The sequence below is a fragment of the Hydrogenophaga flava NBRC 102514 genome (genome assembly GCF_001571145.1).
Taxonomy (GTDB): domain Bacteria; phylum Pseudomonadota; class Gammaproteobacteria; order Burkholderiales; family Burkholderiaceae_C; genus Hydrogenophaga; species Hydrogenophaga flava.
Window position 1 is genome coordinate 1 of record NZ_BCTF01000045.1, and the last position, 19,039, is coordinate 19,039.

At 61.4% G+C, this 19,039-nt stretch carries 15 protein-coding genes; all 15 read left to right on the forward strand.

Annotated features, from left to right (window positions below; all coding sequences use genetic code 11):
• Window positions 1-149 precede the first annotated feature (149 nt).
• Entirely contained in the window at window positions 150-1,103 is a 954-nt protein-coding gene (locus HFL01S_RS23885) for a ParA family protein (protein WP_084383614.1), read from the forward strand.
• 92 nt (window positions 1,104-1,195) lie between these two features.
• The gene (locus HFL01S_RS23890; protein ID WP_169802376.1) at window positions 1,196-2,983 is read left to right on the forward strand and encodes a ParB N-terminal domain-containing protein; all 1,788 of its coding nucleotides are present in this window, start codon (window positions 1,196-1,198) and stop codon (window positions 2,981-2,983) included.
• Window positions 2,984-3,018: 35 nt separating this feature from the next.
• On the forward strand, window positions 3,019-3,657 hold the full coding sequence (locus HFL01S_RS23895; RefSeq protein WP_066263730.1) for an STY4526/YPO1902 family pathogenicity island replication protein: 639 nt from the start codon (window positions 3,019-3,021) through the stop codon (window positions 3,655-3,657).
• 28 nt (window positions 3,658-3,685) lie between these two features.
• Window positions 3,686-4,348, forward strand: a complete 663-nt coding sequence (locus HFL01S_RS23900; RefSeq protein ID WP_157539093.1) for a hypothetical protein — start codon at window positions 3,686-3,688, stop codon at window positions 4,346-4,348.
• A gap of 136 nt (window positions 4,349-4,484) precedes the next feature.
• Window positions 4,485-6,344, forward strand: coding sequence for a hypothetical protein (locus HFL01S_RS25285; protein ID WP_157539095.1), 1,860 nt, complete (start codon window positions 4,485-4,487; stop codon window positions 6,342-6,344).
• 98 nt (window positions 6,345-6,442) lie between these two features.
• A complete protein-coding gene (locus HFL01S_RS25290) occupies window positions 6,443-6,904 on the forward strand; it encodes a hypothetical protein (RefSeq protein WP_157539097.1) in 462 nt (153 codons plus the stop codon).
• Window positions 6,905-6,920: 16 nt separating this feature from the next.
• The gene (locus tag HFL01S_RS23915) at window positions 6,921-8,090 is read left to right on the forward strand and encodes a PFL_4669 family integrating conjugative element protein (RefSeq protein ID WP_084383615.1); all 1,170 of its coding nucleotides are present in this window, start codon (window positions 6,921-6,923) and stop codon (window positions 8,088-8,090) included.
• 10 nt (window positions 8,091-8,100) lie between these two features.
• The gene (locus HFL01S_RS23920; RefSeq protein WP_157539099.1) at window positions 8,101-8,664 is read left to right on the forward strand and encodes a hypothetical protein; all 564 of its coding nucleotides are present in this window, start codon (window positions 8,101-8,103) and stop codon (window positions 8,662-8,664) included.
• A gap of 180 nt (window positions 8,665-8,844) precedes the next feature.
• Complete coding sequence (locus HFL01S_RS23925) at window positions 8,845-10,905, forward strand: site-specific integrase (protein WP_066263750.1); 2,061 nt, start codon at window positions 8,845-8,847, stop codon at window positions 10,903-10,905.
• A 65-nt stretch (window positions 10,906-10,970) separates the two neighbouring features.
• Window positions 10,971-11,363, forward strand: a complete 393-nt coding sequence (locus HFL01S_RS23930; protein ID WP_066263757.1) for a single-stranded DNA-binding protein — start codon at window positions 10,971-10,973, stop codon at window positions 11,361-11,363.
• A gap of 81 nt (window positions 11,364-11,444) precedes the next feature.
• Window positions 11,445-11,720, forward strand: a complete 276-nt coding sequence (locus HFL01S_RS23935) for a DprA-like winged helix domain-containing protein (RefSeq protein WP_157539100.1) — start codon at window positions 11,445-11,447, stop codon at window positions 11,718-11,720.
• Window positions 11,717-13,717: a DEAD/DEAH box helicase gene (locus HFL01S_RS23940; RefSeq protein WP_245644950.1), complete on the forward strand. Its 2,001-nt coding sequence runs from the start codon at window positions 11,717-11,719 to the stop codon at window positions 13,715-13,717. Before HFL01S_RS23935 ends, HFL01S_RS23940 begins: the two co-directional genes overlap by 4 nt.
• 90 nt (window positions 13,718-13,807) lie before the next feature.
• The gene (locus HFL01S_RS23945) at window positions 13,808-14,167 is read left to right on the forward strand and encodes a DUF4156 domain-containing protein (protein WP_066263769.1); all 360 of its coding nucleotides are present in this window, start codon (window positions 13,808-13,810) and stop codon (window positions 14,165-14,167) included.
• Window positions 14,168-14,192: 25 nt separating this feature from the next.
• Window positions 14,193-15,563: a fused MFS/spermidine synthase gene (locus HFL01S_RS23950; protein WP_066263762.1), complete on the forward strand. Its 1,371-nt coding sequence runs from the start codon at window positions 14,193-14,195 to the stop codon at window positions 15,561-15,563.
• Window positions 15,564-16,538: 975 nt separating this feature from the next.
• Window positions 16,539-19,039: choice-of-anchor Z repeating domain-containing protein (locus HFL01S_RS23955; RefSeq protein WP_157539101.1), on the forward strand; the 2,501-nt coding region annotated here is incomplete at its 3' end.

The following is a 19,039-nucleotide window of genomic DNA, read 5'->3' on the forward strand; positions in this document are numbered from 1 at the left end:
ACGATGTATATTGTTGTCAGTAGATAGCATTACATAGCACAACTTTAACACCAAATAAGGTACTACGTACCTCATTTGTTTACGTTCAATCGCAGGCAAAAAGTGTTGGTTTTCTCTGGACAGGTTCAACCCCGTTCAGCGAGGATCAAATGCTCACTCTCTCGGTTGTCGCCACCAAAGGCGGCGTAGGCAAAACCACCCTCTGCGCCAACATCGGTGGCTTTCTGGCAGACATGGGATACCGTGTGCTGCTCATTGACGCGGACATTCAGCCCGCGCTGACCCGGCACTTCCAACTCTCCCACGTAGCAGAACATGGCCTGACGACCATGATTCAGAGAGGAGTGCTGGCCGATGACTGCATCAGTCATGTGTGTCTCCCTCCTGAGAACTTCCGTGGGGACGCCTCGGTCCTGAACGTTCGGGGTGGGTTCCTGCACCTGGTGCGCTCAGACACCCAGCGTTTTGACGAAGAACGGGGTGTCTTTACCTATGACAGTGCGTTGCAGGACTGGCTGTCCAACCGGCTGGATCGCCTGGTGCGTATCCGCCTGGCGATCAGAAACGAAGCCGTTTCCTCGAAATACGACGTAGTGATCATCGACACCCAGGGTGCCGTAGGTCACCTACAGGATGCAGCAGTCAACGCAGCCGACATGCTGCTGATTCCGGCCAAGCCCGACATTGTTTCCGCCAGGGAGTTCATCAGCGGATCGTTGCTGCTGATCGACCGCCACGAATCGGCCGGCAACATGGGATACACGATTCCCCCGATGCGGGCGGTGATCAACCACTACCAGAACACCGTCGACTCCAAGACCATCACCCAGCACATCCGCGATCAGTTCATTCAGCTCAGCGGCAAGGTCACGGTGATGGACGCCATGATTCCGGCTATCGCGGCGTTCCCAAAGGCGGCGACCGCCCAGGTGCCTGTTCACTGGATCGACCCTGGGAAGTCAAGCGACATCATGCATCGCTTGATGTGGGAGCTGATCGTTTCGCTGGAGGGCAAGTTCACGCCCAATCACAAGGGCGAACTGCAGGTGCCCACCAAGCCTAGCGCGCTCGAACCGGATACAGATCTAGCTCGGGAGGCTTGAGCATGGCCACCCGGAGAACTCCAGAGACGCTGACTGCGGTTGAGCGGGCTGCAGCATTGGCCCGTCATGGTACGCAGTTGCCGGCGTTGAACATGGCCCCCAACAAGCCGCCGACTTCGCGCACCGGTGCCAAAAACGCAGCGTACAACGCTCTGGTCAGTGCGAACCTGAACCAGGTTGCTCGGCCATCTCGTCCGGCGGTACCGACACCATCGCTTGATCCGAAGGCAGACCCGGACGACTCGTTCTCGATGCTGCCCATCAATGAGCTGGAAGCCTACGCTCACAACCCCCGCACTGGCAGGAATCCTCGATACGACGACCTGCGGGCCAGCATCATTGCCGATGGCATCACCAATCCAATCACGGTTACCAGGCAGAACCATGGGGCCAAGTTCCACCCTTACGGCGGGGGTAACACGCGCCTGACGATCGCCAAGGAGTTGTACGAAGCCGGTGACAGCCGGTTCAGTCACCTCAAGGTGATCGTCAAGGCGTGGCCTGGGCACGCAAACGTGATATCGGCGCACCTTGCCGAGAACGAGAACCGAGGAGAGATCTCATTCTGGGAACGCGCACAGGGCGTGGCCGATTTCAAGTCCCAGTTCGAGGCAGAGCACCGTGTGGCGCTGAGCACGGGAGAACTTGCCCGCGAACTCAAGTCTCACGGCATCAACTTCGGAGTCAAGGTCATTCAGAACTTTGCCTTCGCCGTGGAGCACCTCAAGCCGCTAGGCCAATGGCTCAAGGCGAAGGAAGTCAATGAAGTCATCCGTCCCGGCATGACGGGCGTGATGGCGGTCGCAGGAAAGTTCGATGTGGAAACCGCAGTGTTTGAGCCTGTTCTGCACAAACACCGCGATCAAATGCTCACCAGACTCGCTGCTGGTGACGGGAAGGGCGGCGTCGACAAGGAGACCTCCGAACCAGATACGAAGCCGGTAGAGCTCGATGCGGCCGAGTTGGTGGCCGACTTGCACCAAGCCCTGGCTACCGCCGTCGGTGTGTCACCAGAGGTTATTCCTCTGATGATCAGCGCTGTCGAGTCCAACAGCCGGATCACGGCTGAAGAACTGCGGGCGATCCAGATCCGCAAGCCCATTCACCCAACCTCCGACGTGGGTTCCACGGCACGCCTACCGGCTCCGGCACCGCAACAGCGAGCCCTGGGGGGCATGCTCGCCGAAGTGCCACCAGCAGCGGCACCACCTCTCGCAGCGAACCCTACAGCTGCACCAGCGCCTGCAACCAACATTCACGGTTCCGCTGCGGGTGCATCGCTTCAGGCCAGTACGACCTCGCCAGATCGGCCAGCGACGGCGCCTATGGATACCAGTGGACCGCAGGCAAAACGCAATCCTCGTCTGCCTGACCAGGTCAAAGAGGGCGACCCCACAGCCCATGTGCTCAGCCTGGTGCTGGACATCAGCGATCTGGTCGTGTTGCACGACTGCATCCTCCACGTCCCTGAAATGCCATTCGGCTATTTCATGGACCTTCCTGTGTCGCTGGAGAACGTGGGCGACAAGACCTTGACATACCCGCAGCTGCGCGCGGCCGCATGGAAGTTCCTCGCCTCGCTGAGTGGTCAGGTGGATCCGCAATGGTTCACCTTTGCTGACCGTGAGCAGTCGCGCTGGGCGAGCGCTGCGCTGCAGGGCCCAGACGTGTTCAGGCAGAGCTATTCCGACGCGTTGCGTGCCTTCACTGCAGAGACCGGTGACCCAGCGATGCTGCTGGCCGAGGTCTATCTGATGTTCAACCAGCCCGAACTGGGCTACCTCACCGTGCAGTTGCTGCGTGCCATGGAGCAACTGCGTCTGGATCACCCCGAGCGCTTCGTTCGGACTGTCACAACCGATCCAGACCTGCCCGACTGAGGCGCTTTCTTCAACCAACCCCAGGGAAATAACACATGAACATGATGATCAACATCAGCGATCCGACGCTCACCAAGATGCTGCTTGAGCACGTGGTCGAGCAGGCCGAGGCCGGCGGCCTGGATCAATTGCTGGCCAGCGGCTTTCGGCCGGAACTTGTCGACGATCTGCGACAACGTCCGTTGCGCGACTTCTTCTACGCCGCTCGCAACGGCGGCCTGGCCATGTCGGTGCAGTTCGACATCAAGAACCTCGAAGCTTGTCTGTGGCGCCGCGACATCGCCAAGCACACCGAGACTCTCAAGGAATATTTCGTTCGACACGGGGCGTCCATCGAGATGCTGCGCAGTCTGTTCACCCTGTCAAAGCAGGAGCTGCAGCGGCTGCGCACGGAGCTTGATCTGAGCAAGGTGGGCCCCAATGGCCGTCCACGCATGCCCCCGGCGTCTATACGCGACAAGATTCACCAGAGGTGGCATGCCATCGGGCAGTCGCAACCAAACAGTCATCAACGTGACCGCCTCTGTTCGCTGCACCAGGAATTCAGTTCTTTTTCCATCGCAGCACTGCATCGCGTCATCACCGAGTTCGACGAAGCGAGCACAACGGCTTCAGCACATCTGCCGGAGCCCGCACAACCAGCGGCGCCCGCCGAGGCGCAGTACCTCTCCTAACCCGTCCCCACTCCTCCAGGAGCCGACCATGCCACAACCCTTGAACATTCCCGTTCCCGAGTCTGCATACCGCCAAACCAGGCCGGTACTCAAAAACCGCAGCGCTCGGCGCCGAAGCATGGTCAGACCTGAACTGACCCTGGTGACCAATGAAGCCTGCTCTCTGGAACTTCCTCCAGTTTCAACAGAACAAGGTGCGGCCGCCCTGGTGACGACAAGCTTGACCAATCACTACCTCAGTCAAGCGGTGTTGCTCGACTGGCTGGGAAGCCAGCCCGTTGCTTTCCACCGCATCTATGTCGACGTCTGTGGCAGCGTCACGGCCGCCGTGTGGCTTTCCCTGGTGCTGTCGCTGCTGGACGGGCAAGGCAAGAAGAGGGTGGATGCGCAGGGAATCTTTCGTTTCGGACTGTCTACAAGCCAGTGCGAGGCGCAAACAGGACTGACCTACGCAGAGCAGCGCAAGGCCCAGCGGCGTTTGGTCGAAAGCCAGTTGCTCGCACTTGAGAGAAAGCAGGCGAGCCATGCCACGCCGAGTTTTGCGCTGGACATGAATGCACTGACACGGCTGCTTCTATCGCGAAGCTCTGGCTTGGCGGATCTGATCCAGCAGAACGTTCCCAGCAGCTCCGTGGACGTGGTCACTCTGGAGCGCCGCGCTCAGGCACGAGCTTCGAGCCGCTGCGCCTGAAGCAGTCCAGGTCAACCAACAGAACCGGGCAAGAGTCTTGTTCCCATCTACTGCTTCACTGCGAAAGCAACCGAATCTAGAGCTGGCGCAGTCTGATGCTCAGAGTTCGGACGCGCGAGCGGGTACTCCAGTGGATATGGGAGACATCCGCGCTCATGACGTGGCGCTTAGTCATCTCAACGCACGCGGGTTCATCCAGTTCAACCCTTTGCTGGCGCAACGGTTGGACAGTTTCAAGGCAGCGATATTCCTGGGTCACGCCCTGTACTGGTCGCGCTACCTGGCGCACGCTCAACCCCACAGGCGCGGCTGGTTCTTCATGAGCGCTGCGCAGTGGCGCGAAGCCACAGGACTTAGTACGCATGAGCAAGCCTCGGCCCGTGGCGAACTCACCCGTCGCGGATTGCTCGAAGAAGCCCTGGCCGGGCGCCCTGCCATCCTCCACTACCGGGTCAACTTGCACGCTACAGCAAGCTTCTTGGACCTGGACCAGCTCAACTGGGAAACCATGAGCGAGCTGTTTCACTCGTGCATCCGCTTCTACAAGCCGCTGTCGGATATCTGTGGTGGCGTTTCTGCCGGGCTGTATCTGTCCTACCTCCTGCAGCGCCAATCTTTCGCTCTTCGCAATCCTCAGGTCGATACCGCCGCGGTTGAACTGTTTCCTGGCGAGTTCTGCTATCGGCCCGAACATGCACGCATCGCCCTGTGTCTCGGAATCAAGGCACAGCGCAACGCGCGCGAGAAGCTCAAGGCCGCCGGGTTCATCCGCGAGGGCCGTTCTTCTCAAGAGGTCGTGGCGACTCGGGTGAATCTTGCGGCAATTGCCTCGTGCCTTCAGGCCCAGGAACAACCGGTTCGCATGCGGTCAGCTCGCAAAGTGGCTGTCGCTGTTCCATTGGCCTTGGTGCCGGCTCGCAAGCCCGTCAAGTCAGTCAAAGAAGACGTCGTCAGGCTAAGTCGAACGACCCTGCCGCAACGGCAACAGAGCCTCTTTGCACCGATGAGCCTGGCGCACCCGATGTCGCCCGGTGGAAGGGACACCACAACTGAGCGCGTACCAGTCGTCGAGCATTCGTCTGCTGCGGCAATCGCTGGTGCCGCACAGCTTGTCAGGTCGCTCTTTGCGCCGTCTTTGTTCGGCCGCCACTTCGATGCGAACAAAGTTGCGCCAATCTCTTCAACGTCCATGACGGTGCCGAAGTTGTCCACAACGTCGGCACCGGCAGACCCCAAATTTGCCCTTTCTGAGAACCCAATTCGCCCTTTTTTGGATGTGAATTTGCCCTTTTTCAAAAACTATAAAGAACAAGGTATTTCAAGGTATTCACAAACAACTACGACACCGCCTGCGGATGACGCCGCAAGCGAATTCCCTGGTCGTCGTCGGGTTGCACGTCCTGGAGTTCAGAAGAGGGACACCGCTGTCTCACCAAAAATCGGTGGAAGTTCGACAGGACAGATCGCTGAGGGCGCTTCGAGCGATCACCGTGGGGGAATGGGCCAAGGGGGGGCCAGGAAAACGCCTGCAGATCCGGAAAGCGGGTTGGCACCACAGCAGGACCATGCTGCTCCGAAACCTGTTGATCTTCACCTGCCAGACAGGCTGGAGCCCAGCCTGCGTGCTGGCGTACTAGCCACGGTCGCACAGGCGAAACCCGAGCTTCAGCAGGACCTTCTGGATGAGCTGGCTGGGCACCTGGCCATGCCCAACAAGACCATCCACAACCCCATCGGGTGGCTGCACACCTTGATTCGCAAGCAGGCTGACGGCTTTGTTGCCTTGGCCCTGGCGCCACAGGTGGCCGAGCAGCGACGGAGTCACCAGCGTCATCTGGAGCGGCTGGCCAAAGCAGTGACGTCTGCATCACAGGAACCTGCAGCGGCGTCCGCAACAGGACAGCCGCTGTCCGACTCCGAGATCAAACGCACCCACCGTCAAAAGCTTCAAGAGCTGCGGGCCACCTTCGAGGCAAAGCGCGGAGGCCTTGCATGAGTCGTGCGTTCGATGAGTGGCCCGAAATGGGCAACCTGGTAACCGTTACCAAGTGGCCCAAAACGGGCCACAGAGACAACAACTTTCAAAGGTGAACTATGAACACGGACAGCAAAGCGCTCTTCAACGAGCTTCTTCACCGGCTATGCAAGTATGAAGATTGCAAGTACAGCGACGCCATGCTGTTGCACTACTTACTGCGCCAAGGTGCAGACGGCACGGAGTTCAAGACTACTGCAGTAAAGGTCGCACTGGACGCATTGCATGGGTGCATCAATCGTCGAGATGTGCAGCGATCCGTTGAGCGTTTGACCAAGCTAGAACTGATTTCGACACGTGTGCACGCGAACACCCGCACGCACTTCTCCGTCAATCGGCAAGCGGTTCTGGCGCTCCTCGAAAAGCCACTTCCACGCAATCTGCCCGGCATAGACGAGCGTCATTTCCCGTTCCTGGACGAATGGGAGTCTCTGCATTCAGACGCGCCCTCGGCCCATGCAGCCAACGAATCGACTGTTGGCCAGGAAGGCAATCCAGTTCCACAAACACCCAACGCTTGAAAAGGAGGAAGCACCCATGGCCACGACTGTCGCAACCACACCAAACGTTGGAAAGAAGGCCAGCAAAGCCAATGCCGCTTCGCCATCGTTGAACAACCCGATCCTCATACCCGCGGCTAAAAGCATGATGTTCGAGACCGAGCCGAACTCGCCGTTTCAGGACGGCTACAGCATCGCCGGTGAGCGAGCAGTCTTGGCTGAGTTCCTGGCCGACCCGCAGCGCAAGTTCGACGAGAACGACCCTCTATACGACCGACACATCGAGCTGATCGACCGCGAGGATCAGCTCGACCGGATGAAGGCGAAGTACCAATCCTCCAAGGGAGCAGACCCCGTGGTCGAGCACAAGGAGGCGGTGGCCATGAACTTCCTGGGTTCTTTGGTGGATGACGGTGTGGACCAAATGTCCCTGCACACCAAGGAAGCGTTCCGCATGTTCATGGGCCGCTCACGCGATCCAGAGAAGCAGCTCCAGCCGATCATCGGCGGCAAGCGTGTCGCTGCGGCATTGCGGGCCTTGTGGGTGCTGACCGGCAACGACAACCCCTACGCCGATTGGGGACTGCTGCGGCATGAACAGACCATCAAGGAGCTGGGCAGGCTGCTCAGCAAGCACATTTCCGACGCTCAGGCGGCATTGGACCAGCAGAAGTCCAGGGGTCTGACGTTCTCGGTGCTCCAGTCATCCAGCCCGCAGGTCTTGAACCTCGGTTTCAAGTCCCCCTACGGCTACGCGGTGGCTCAACTGGTCTCCGACTTCGACTATTTCGTGCGTCTGCAGAAGACCCTTGAGCGCAAGAACCTGCGCTCGGACCAGCAGGTGCGGCAGATCATCACCGAGACGACCCGAGTCATCCGGCGCGTCTTCAACGAGACGGCACGGTTCGACCGTTGGCTCGTGCGTGACGAGATGAAAGGGCTGTGTCGGGCCGACTTCGTGCCTGATGGTGACCCAGAAGGCGCCAAGCGCGTGCAGTTCGCCACCGAGGTGTTCGGGCCGTGCCCGGCCGAGGTCTATGCCGGCAAGCTCCAGCCCCGCCATTCGCGCCGTCGCATCCAGATCTCACCGGCCGAACGCAAGCTGCTGCAAGTCGTCAGTGATGAGATGCTGCGCCGCGAGCGGGAGGCCGATGCGGGCGCACTGGATGAGGCAGCCGAACAAGAGATTGCCGCAAAGCTGGTCTGAAGCAATGTTCATGAACCTGCCGCAATCGAATCCCATGGTCGAAAGGGATGGTGTTGAAAGGGCTGTGGTGGAAAGGGCCGCGGTGATCAACAGGACCCGGCTGGAGCCAGTTGTCAACCCGGCCCAATGGGCAAGGCAGGCTGTGTCGGATCAAGCCTGTCAAAAGCAGGCTGACGCAAAGGCCTTTACGGGTAGGGGCAGATTGCTGGAGCTGCGCCAACTGTTGACGGAGCTGGACCGAACCGTCGAGTCAATGAGGCAGCTGGCGGAAGCCACCAAACAGGTGCCGGGTGGGCAGATGCACCTGGTGTTGCACATCAAGAGTTCGAGTGGATTGACCTTCCTGCGCTGGCGCGAGCGCAGCGGTGCATGCCGCCACGTGCCCTGGCCGGAGGCTCAAGAGCGCTTCGCGGAACTTGCCCCAAAGACACGGGACTGGTATGGGCTGGCTTCCAGTCAGGCGGTGCTTCTCAACGAGCGACACAAGGAGCTTCGCAGGGCCATTGCCACGGCTCGCAAGGTGGTGCTCAAGGGTGCACCAAAGGTCTTTGCGCGTCCGATTCCATTGGGTTGATCGGAGAGTGAACGTGACTCAAGCACTTCCAGCACGTCAGTGTCACAACGCGCCGGGCATCCCGTCTCGAAGCGGTAACTTGTTGAATTCAATGGGGAAAGCTTCGACCTACAGACCTCGCCCTATTGAGTGGTCCGACTTCGGGTATTTTTTCCGCCATCAAGATAATGAGAGGTTATCTTGAGCGCGCAAGTCGCCGAAAAATCCACACGGCGCGGCCGGCCCTCTGGCAAGGCCCAGGTCGGGCAAGAGGCCGGCCTTCGGCTGCACGATCTGTCGTTCGTCCGGGCCGTGGTCCAGGGCTTGGCACCGGCCGCGGCCGCGCAGCGCTACCTGCCCGAGTTGTTGGTGGATGAGAGGGTGGCCAGGACCCACCTGCGCCACCTCGTGCGGTCGGCTGCAGCGGTGCTGGAAGGGATGTGCGAGCCTGTGGCCGCTCAAACCGTGCTCGCGTGGCTAGACGTTCAGATTGCTGGATCGACCCGTCCTGACGTCACCACCGCCGGCGCTGTGGGCGAGACCTTACCCAGTTTGGACGAGTTCGCCGAGGAGATCGGCGCCGAGGACTTCAACGAGCGAGAAATCCAGGAGCTGTACCAGGAACGCTATGGGGCGCTGATGGCGGTGATGCCGGCACCAGCTGCCACAGCTGCAGCCGCGGTCAAGCTTGACACAGTGCTCCGGGCCTTGAGCATCGTCCAGTCTCGTGGGGTGGTGTTGCCCAAGGCCTCCGATCCGGTGCGTCTGTGGTTCAGTCAGACCGTGACCACCAGGCTGGTGGATGCCCAGATCGTGCTTCTGCAGGATCTGGTGCAGTACGTGAACCGCCACGGACGGCACTGGTACAAGCACGTCCCCGGCGTCGGCCAAGACCGCGCCAGGCGGCTGGTCGGGTGGCTGGTGCAGCATGAGCCATTCCTCGACCTGAAGCTCGCTCCGCGCAGCCGCTGGGACCGCGATACCGGACGTGTTCAGGATGCTACGGAAAGCCACACGGTATGTTGTTCCATTCCATGCTCTGACGCCGCTCAGGGCTTGGTGGCGCGGTTCAGCGCAGCAGCCCTGGCCGACGGTCCGGTCTCGACCAGAGAAGGAGAGTCTCTCCGCTCACTGGGCCCCAACGCCCTGGGGGTGCAGTCCGACCTGGACGCCGTCAAGGCTTGGCTGGAGACGCTGAGTTTCAAATCCAAGCACACCCGCACCGCCTACGCTCGGGACGTGCAGCGTCTGCTGATCTGGGCTCATGAGCGCGGCAAGACGCTGTCGACGCTGACCGTGACCGATGCGGCCGATCACGCACGCTTTCTGGTCGATCCACCGGCGCACTGGCTGTGCGAGCTGCCAACGCGCAGGGCCGACCCAGGATGGCGACCGATGCGCGGACCGCTCTCAGATGCCAGCGCTGCGCGAGCCCTCGCAGCCATCGGGCACCTGTACGGGTTCCTGGTGGAAACGGGGTTTCTGGTGGCCAACCCGTTTTCTCGCATCCGACGTTCTTCGGTTCGTGGAAAGACGCCGCAGATCGACACAACTCGGGCGTTTGGCTCTCATCACCTGCAGATGCTTGTCGATGTGGTGCAGGCCATGCCGGCTGGGCCGGCGCGCCGCCGCGCGCAGGCGCTGCTGATGCTCATGACGTCCACGGGAGTGCGCATCGGCGAACTGGGCGGGACCTGGGGTGATGTCGTGTCCACCCAGACCGAATGGGGGGAGGATGGTGAGGGCGTGGAGGCGCAGTGTCTGCGTGTCATCGGCAAGGGGAGCAAAGCAAGGTTCTTGCCCATGAAACCGGCGGTGCTGAAGGTGCTGCAGGCGCATCTGGACGACCGCAGGGCCTTGGAACAGCAAGGGGTGCTGCCTCGGTTGGAGCTGAGCTTGACACCCCTGATTTCCGTGGTGGCCAAGCCGGTAGGGCTGGACCGGTCCAAGGACAACGGAGGCTTGTCGGCCGCGGGCATTCACCGGGTGATCAAGGCCTTGTGTGAAAGGGCAGCGCGTGAATGCACGAACGCACAGCTCGCTGCTGAGTTTCGAGCGGCCAGCGCGCACTGGATGCGGCACACCTTTGCCCATGCGGTGCTGCGAGCCACCGGTGGCGATCTTCCTGTGACCCAGCAGCTGCTCGGGCACGCGTCCATTGCCACCACCGGCATCTACGTCAAGGCGGACATGAGCCAGCGCCTGAAGGCCGTGATGGCACTGCCAGTCATGTTCGATTCAGGCGGACCAGCCCAACGGTGATTTCAACGACTGGGCAGGACTGGTGCACCTGCACGGCCGATCTTCACGCACCACGGAGAACTGCAATGCAGAACGTGTTCATCGGCAAGGGCAATCTGGGAGGCCCGGTCGAACTCAAGCGCCTGGATGGCCGCAATGGCGAGTTTGTCGTCGCGTCCATGAGGGTGATGTTTGCCCGTTGGGGTCAGAACGAACAGGGCGACCTGGAACAGGTGGGCGGCTTCTGGCGAGAGGTGGAAATCTATGGCGAGAAGGCCGAGGCCTGCGCACGTCATCTGAAGAAGGGCGCCCGCGTCCTGGTGATGGGCGAAGAACGTGACTTCATGGCCACCGACAAGGAAACGGGCGAGCAGGTGCAGGTGATCAAGATCGTTGCGGACGATGTGGCCCTGCAGCTCTCGCGCATCGAGTCGATTGTGTTTCAGCCCTCTCGCGCCAAGGAAGAAGTTCCTGCCTGAAATACGCAGGCACCGCCGTCGTGACGATCCCAACAAAGAGAAGCGTCGCCAGTACCTTTCATCACGACACGGAGGCCCAACATGTCAGTCAAGCCAAACACAACAACACAGACACAGGGAACCAGGGCAGAACCACCGGTGAGCCAGGAGCGCAAAGACGCCCTGCTCAAACTGATCCGGGTGGAACCCGATCACCTCAGCGGCCTGGTGCACGCCACCGGCTGGGGGGAAGACCAGACGCGCATGGCGCTGTTGCAGTTGACGGTTGATGGCCTGGTACGCCGGCACAACCGATCTGGACGGCAGTATTTTGAAGCCGTTCACCGAATCGAATCCCAGTCAGTGAGCCACACTTGAGCGAGGCGATCCTGCCAGCGCCTGTGGCGCTGCGGCCACCGGAGCTGTTGGTCAAGGCGGTGTTCGATGGCAAGCGCCTGGGCTTGCAGTTGCACTACATCAAAGGCATGGGCAAAGAGCTGTCCAGGGCTCGCGCTTGCTGGTTTGCGCCGGGGCGCCTGTGGGTGAGCGAACAAACCACTGACGCGGTGGCGCTGGCCTGGCTCAAACGTCTCTACCGTGGCGAGCACGTCGACGTGGATTCGGGCTTGGCCATCATCACTGCGGCCATCCGGTCGCCGCAGCCCGACTACTTCACGCAACGCCTGGATGTGCAGGTGTTCCCGCTGGCCAAGGTCGATCCGGGCAAAGGACGCTACGCGGTCAGCTTCTACTTCGATTCGCTGTGCGTCAAGGCCATGCACGCCTTGCGCGGGCAGTTCCATCCTGCGGCCAAGGCCTGGCACGTGCACGGTGACGTCGAGGACATCCTGGACACGCTCAAAGAGGTGGCGTTGGTCGAGGATGTCCACGTCTTCGTCCATGAGAACCCCGTGGTTCTGGAGGACCTGGTGGCCTCTGCCAGCGCCGAGTCGCCGATCTCGGTGCCGGCGGCGACCCCGGAGCGCGGCATGGGCGCGGGGGGCGATGACGAGGAAGGCTCAGGGTTCCTCTCGGCCGATCTGGAAGAGTCCAGCCGGTTCGAGGTTGACGGGGTGCTCATGAGCCAGGTATGCGCCACCGCAGGCCTGCGCGACTACCAGGAGTTGGGGGTTCACCACCAGGTGTCTCAATCGGGCGCTTGCCTCGGGGATGACATGGGCCTCGGCAAGAGCCGCCAGACCGTCGTGGCCACGCGGTTGATTGCAGGGGAGGGCAGGGTGCTGATCCTTTGCCCGGCCAGTCTGCGCATCAACTGGGAGCGCGAGATCCACGCCGTCTACCCGCAGGCGGTGGTGGGCATCGTCGGCGAGGACCGGCATGCCACCCTGTACGGTTGCGACTGGGTGATCGCCAACTATGAGCGGCTGGGGGGCCTGGTGCGTGATCCCGAGCTGGCTTTCGAGGTGATGGCCATTGACGAAGCGCACTATCTCAAGGAACACCAGGCCGGGCGCACGCGCAACGCTTTCGTTCTGGCCACACGTATCCCGAGACGCTACGTGGTGACGGGAACACCGCTTCTCAACCGCGAAGTTGAGCTGCACACCCTGCTGCGCATGACCGGGCACCGCCTGGGCAGCATGTCGCTGCGCGATTTCCGCAAAGCCTACTCCGGCTCGAAAGAGCGGCGCGCGGAACTGGCCGCAGCGCTCAAGGGCTGGATGTTGCGTCGGCGCAAGGACGTGCTCAAGGACCTGGGCACCAAGTCGCGCCAGGTGCGCTACATCTCGCCGCCGGAGGGCCTGGGTGCCTACAACGAGATCTACGCGGACATGTCGCTCTACGTCATGCCCAAGATCGTCAAGCTGCGTCAGGCGCTGGAGGCCTTGAAGACACAGTTCCTGATCGAGACGGTCGAGGGATTGGGGGAGGGCGACAAGATCATCATCTTCTGCGAGTACATGGCCACCGTGCAGGCCATGAAAGCCTCCTTCAGCGCAGCCGGCATCCAGTGCGTGACCCTTGTGGGCTCCGACTCGGCAAAACGCCGCCAGGCGGCCATTGACGCCTTCCAGAACGATCCGGCAGTGACGGTGTTCATTGGCACCACCTCGGCCGCTGGCGTTGGCATCACGCTCACGGCCGCGAACTATGTGGCGTTCGCCTCATTGCCGTGGACCCCAGCGTTGATGCGTCAGGCGGAAGACCGGGCTTATCGGCTGGGACAACTGCGGAACGTGATGGTGATCGTGCCGCTCATCGAGAACACGCTTGATGACGGCGTTTGGAGGCTGCTGCAGAGCAAGCAGGAGACCGAAGACGACGTGGTTGAGTCGGTCAGAGCTGCACTGCCTGGTGACCTGGCCAGCGCGGTCGACGCGGCCAATGCTGCACTGCTGTTGGAGGCTGCTTGAGGGGGCGGCTGGTCAACCGAGATTTTCTGACCTGTGCGCGGCCTGGCCAGCGCGTACAGGTTCATTCAAACGGCCGTTCAGGAGGATTTCATGAAAACTCAATCTGTCACAAGGGCTGCGCTCGCGGCCGTATCCGCATTGGTGCTGGCCGGATGTGCGGCCACACAGACGACAAAGCAGGGTGCCGATGTCGAGATCGTCACTCAGAAGCCCGCAGGATTCCGCCTGCTTGGTGAGGTGGTCGGCAGTCAGGGCAACGTCTTCAGTGGTGACTTCACCACCGACGAGAACCTGCTGATTGGCGCCCGAAACGATCTGCGCAACAAGGCCGCGGCCATGGGTGGCAACCTGGTCCACGCACAGGACGCAATGCACTCAACCCACCCCAACAGCAGAGGGGCGGTCAAGAGCACGGTGGTGGGCAGCGTGTTCGCTTGCCCTCGCAAATAGAGCGCAACCTGTAGCTGAACACATCATGAACCACTTGAGCCAAATTCGTTGGTCTGCCATGGTCCCACTGATCATCTTCATTGAGGGCTTTTGCTCGCTGGGTGCCGAGATCGTGGCCCTGCGGCGCCTGGTGCCTCATGTGGGCAGCGCCATCGTGGTCACGGCGCCCACTATCGGCTTTTTCCTGCTTGCGCTGGCGCTCGGGTACGCAGCAGGAGGCAAGGTCGCGAAGGGACATCTGGCCCGCGTGACCCGCAACTTCCTGCTCTCCGGCGTCATCATTGGCGTGGGCCTGGCCGGACCGGTGGTCAATGCCCTCTTTGCGCAACTACAGCCGGTGTGGTTGGCCTACTTGGTGTTCATTGGCGGCGTGCTGTGTCCCATCGCCTGGTTGCTCGGGCAGACCGTGCCGATCCTGAGCAACTTGATGAAGCACGACCATGTGGGTCAGGCCAGTGGCACGGCGCTGTACTGGTCCACGCTGGGCTCGTTCCTCGGGTCGGTTTCCCTGTCGGTGATCGTGATGCAGTTCTTCGGGGTGTCGACGGCGGTGCTGGCCTGCACGTTTGGGCTGCTCGCAGGCGCCCTGCTGCTGCAGCCTCGGCCGCTTGGCCGGACGATGCTGCCTGTGGCGGTCGGGGTGGGGGTGATCGTGGTGAACCTGACGCCCATCGCCGCGGCCGACACGGCCTATGCCGACTACCAGGTCATGCCTCTGGATTCGGTCGGGCATGTTCGCGCCCGCATGTTCATGTCCAACAACTCGCTGTCGTCCCAGATCGACGACAGCACACCGCCCAAGGTCCATCCCTACATCAGCCACATCCGTCGGACGCTGCTGGAGGACCTAGGGTTTCGGGAGCGGGAGGTCCTGGTCTTGGGCGCTGGTGGCTTCACGCTGTCACAGCAGGAGTCCTTGAACCGTTACACCTACGTGGACATCGACCCTGCGATCCGTCAGATTGCTGAGGATCACTTCCTGCGCGGTCCGGTTCAAGGCGAATTCGTTGCACAGGATGCGCGGCAGTATGTGCTTGAGACCTCGCGTCGGTTCGATGCGGTTGTTGTGGACGTGTTCAGTGATCGTGCGGCCATCCCCAGCCACTTGGTCACGCGGGAGTTCTGGCAGGCCACACAGCGGACGCTGAAGGCCGATGGCGTCTTGCTGGCCAACCTGATTCTTGACTCGCGTCTGACCTCACCCTACGCGCGCCACTTGTTGGACACCATGGAGAGTGTCTATGGCCGGTGCAGTACCGAGGTTCTGAGCAAGGGACAGGCCTTGTCGAACGTCGTCGCAGTCTGTCATGCCGGCGGGCGACCATTCCCCAGAGGCATCTACTCGGACGAGCGCAACAGGGTTGACTTTGAGAAGTACGCCACCGGCATTCGATGAATGCCGTGGGTCATGCACACTGGTACAACTCTGGTCTCAAGCCTCGATCACCAGTGGCGCACCACCCGGGCACGCGTTGATTGTCTCGGAGTCGAACTTGCCGCCCCTCCGGTCGCTGGAGAACTTCGATGGCAACCACGGAGTTTTCACGTTCTCGCCCAACAGGCGCAACTCCGTCTCGGTGGGAACGGTGTATCGGTTGGCATAGCCTCCACCCGAGAACTTCTGAGCAATTCCTTGTGCGACCAAGTCTTCAAACCACCGCAGTCCGAAGATTCGGGTTACCCAACTTGCCAACTGGTGCGCATCGCTGTTTTGCAGGACACGACTGCTATGTAAAGCCGCACGGTGAACCACCAACCTAGCAAGCGTGAGTTCACCCTGCCTGAAGAAAAACCGCCCGATGGCCGTGAGAGCAGGTCCTGTGAACGTTTTGCAACAAAACAGCTGAATTGTGACTTTTTTGACAGTGTAATCAGCCCCGAAAAGCTACGCTTGCGCGCTCCAAGGTATCGAATTGGGCATCGCGGGTGGCCGAAGTCAACGGTTGCTGGCGCCTGCGGGACACATGTTTGTATCAATTTGTGATCCCGGTGTTTGAGAACGTGCCGAACAAAAGTGAAAAAAGTTTGGAGGGGTTTGTGGTTGGTCCAGAAGTACAGAAATTGTTCAGGCCCGGGGATGGGGAGCCTGAAGACGCGTCCGTCGACACCTGAGCGTGTGACGGTCTTGCTCGCTGCCTGGTTTGAAGCCGCCCGATAGGGTCGGCAGCGACATCAATCAATAGTTTTTCGCAGAACTCTGAGCTTTCGCGCTGAGGCGAAGGCGCAGCCACAACCCGCGTTGGCGGCTTGTGTTGCCAGGGCTTTTGCGGCTGCGGTTTTGTCGTGTCACGCCTCCTTCGTGGTGAGGCTGTGCATCACTCGTTGCCTGTCGGCAGCTGAATGCATGTGCATTCCGGCCAGGTAGCGACCAATGGTCTACGCGCAAATGGGCACACCCAATATGCATATCAGGCGACTGGTTTCGATGGTTCCAGGTTCACTCGAAGTGCTTCAGGCCTTGGCAAGGGCAAGGCGGTTGCTTTCCCTGACGCTCTGGTGGGCGCTGATGGTGTCGGCTTTGCTGGGGGCGACGCAGGCTAGTGCACAGACCTCCGTTGGCGGCGTGCTGTCCTCTGATACGCGATGGACCGCCGCCCAGAGTCCTTATGTGGTTCAGAGCGACGTGGTGGTCCAGAGCGGCGCTGTCCTGTCCATCGAACCTGGCGTGACGGTGTACATGGCACTCAATACCGGGCTCAGCGTCCAGGCTGGTGCGATTCGGGCGCTCGGACGGCCAGAGTTGCCCATCCGCGTGTTGTCTGACCGTGTGCGTTCAGGGCTGACCGCAGCCCCCGGAGACTGGGGGCAATGGCTGTTTTCATCGGGCACCGTCAACACCCAGCTGGAACATGTCTTGTTTGAACATGGTCGTGGCCTGGTGGTGCACGGCTCGGCACCCGTCTTCAACAACCTGACCATCAGGAACCAGCAAGGTGCGGCCATTTCAGTGGACCTCACCGCCTCACCTTCCGGCAGCGGCAACCGCGCGGAAGGAAACTCGATCAATGGCATCGTGGTGCCCGCCGGGGAGATTGTCGGAAGCACCCGGTGGGGTTTGCGGGGCATTCCTTACATCGTTCAGAGCGGGACGGTTTCCGTCGGTGTGGCGCCGGTACTGAGCTCGATCAGCCCCAACGAAATCCAGGTTGGAGACAGCGGTGTCTTCAGCCTCACGGGAACGAGGCTCACCGGGCTCAGCGCTGCATCGTTTGACCGCGAGGGCCTGTCGGTGCAGGTCCAGCCGGGAGCGACGGACTCCAGTGCGCAGATCGCTGTGACGGTGGACGCCGCCGCTGCGCAAGGTGTTGCCAACCTGAGCGTGACGACGGATGCCGGGGTGGCGCGGCTGGCCAATGCGATCTCCGTTACGGCCTCACAGCCCCTGATCAAGTCCCTGCTGCCCACCACGCTGTACACCGGCCAGGGCGAACTAGCATTGGCGGTGAACGGCCTTGCGTTCAGAAACGACACGCAGGTGCTGGTCGACGGCAGTCCCGTCGCGACCCAGTTTGTCTCGGCGAGCCGCTTGACAGCGACGGTGACCGCTCCACTGATGCCTGCTGTGCTGCGGGTCTCATTGCGCAGTCCTGATGTGGCCCATCCGGGTCAGTACATCACCTCACCCAGCATGGATCTGCCGGTGCTGTCCGCGGCTTTGACGCTGACGCCGTCATCCACCACGGTCTACAACGGGTCGGCCACTTCATTGACCGTTGGTGTTCCGTATCCCGCGCCGACGGGCGGGCTCGATCTCGCCATCGTCTCCAGCGTGCCATCGGTGGCGACCGTGCCGTCGACAGCACGGGTCCCTGAAGGGCAGACCAGTGTCGTGGTGCCGGTCAATGCCGTGGGTTTGGGCAACTCCGTGGTGACCGTCAGTCGCGTTGGCTTTGCCAGTGGTCAAGCCACGGTTCAGGTGGTCTCGCCGCCCAGTCTGACCCTGACACCCGCTGTGGTGACGCTGGGTGCTGGACGCTCGGTGGACATGACGTTGCAAGCCTCCGTGACCGCCCCTGCCTCGGGTCTGGTGGTCTCGCTGGTCAGCAGCAATCCTGCCGTTGCCACGGTGCCTGCCGCCGTGACGATTCCCGCAGGAGCGCAATCCGCGACCGTCCAGTTGAGCACGGTCTCTGAAGGCGCAACAACGATCAGCGCCAGCGCTCAAAACCACCTGCCTTCGCAGGCGACGGTCAATGTCAGGCCCATGACCATCCTGATGCCCTCTGGCGCCCTGGTGGCCCCCGGTTTGAGTCGGTCGATTCCGCTGACCCTTTCGGACCCGGCTCCTGCGGGTGGCTTGGAGGTGGCGCTCAGCAGTGCAAACACCGCTGTGGCAGCTGTGCCCGCAAGCGTACTGGTCCCCGCTGGCCAAACCAGCTTCAACTTCCAGTTGACTGGCGTGGCCGCTGGTGCGACGTCGGTGACCGCCGCGGCCGCCGGACACCAGTCGGCCAGCATGCCTGTGACGGTGGAGTCCATCTCGATCGGGCTCGGGTCGCCCAATGTATCGAGCGTTTCGCTGCCCAAAGGCTTGTCTCGCAGCTATGCGGTGACGCTCTCTCGGCCTGCCCCGGTGGGCGGCGTGACGATCAACCTGGGGATGGGCAATGCGTCGGTCGCCACCGTGACCCCAGCCACCGTGTCGATCGCACAGGGCGAGACTTCTGGCGGTGTGGTGCAGGTTGAAGTCGTCGGTTTGGAAAAAGGCAGCACCACCTTGACCGCTGCTGGTGATGGCCTGACGAGCCTGTCGATGCCTGTCACAGTGACAGATCCAGTGGTATTGAAGTTCGACAGAACGACGGAGGTGGTGGGCAAGGGGATGCGTACGTACGGCAGTTCGCTGTCGGTGCAGCGCACGGTCAACGGCTT

Coding starts and splice junctions, on each gene's coding strand:
- HFL01S_RS23900 (WP_157539093.1), top strand. CDS start 3,686: ATGCCACAACCCTTGAACATTCCCGTTCCCGAGTCTGCATACCGCCAA.
- HFL01S_RS23890 (WP_169802376.1), top strand. CDS start 1,196: ATGGCCCCCAACAAGCCGCCGACTTCGCGCACCGGTGCCAAAAACGCA.
- HFL01S_RS23930 (WP_066263757.1), top strand. CDS start 10,971: ATGCAGAACGTGTTCATCGGCAAGGGCAATCTGGGAGGCCCGGTCGAA.
- HFL01S_RS23915 (WP_084383615.1), top strand. CDS start 6,921: ATGGCCACGACTGTCGCAACCACACCAAACGTTGGAAAGAAGGCCAGC.
- HFL01S_RS23920 (WP_157539099.1), top strand. CDS start 8,101: ATGAACCTGCCGCAATCGAATCCCATGGTCGAAAGGGATGGTGTTGAA.
- HFL01S_RS25290 (WP_157539097.1), top strand. CDS start 6,443: ATGAACACGGACAGCAAAGCGCTCTTCAACGAGCTTCTTCACCGGCTA.
- HFL01S_RS23935 (WP_157539100.1), top strand. CDS start 11,445: ATGTCAGTCAAGCCAAACACAACAACACAGACACAGGGAACCAGGGCA.
- HFL01S_RS23895 (WP_066263730.1), top strand. CDS start 3,019: ATGAACATGATGATCAACATCAGCGATCCGACGCTCACCAAGATGCTG.
- HFL01S_RS23885 (WP_084383614.1), top strand. CDS start 150: ATGCTCACTCTCTCGGTTGTCGCCACCAAAGGCGGCGTAGGCAAAACC.
- HFL01S_RS23950 (WP_066263762.1), top strand. CDS start 14,193: ATGAACCACTTGAGCCAAATTCGTTGGTCTGCCATGGTCCCACTGATC.
- HFL01S_RS25285 (WP_157539095.1), top strand. CDS start 4,485: ATGGGAGACATCCGCGCTCATGACGTGGCGCTTAGTCATCTCAACGCA.
- HFL01S_RS23945 (WP_066263769.1), top strand. CDS start 13,808: ATGAAAACTCAATCTGTCACAAGGGCTGCGCTCGCGGCCGTATCCGCA.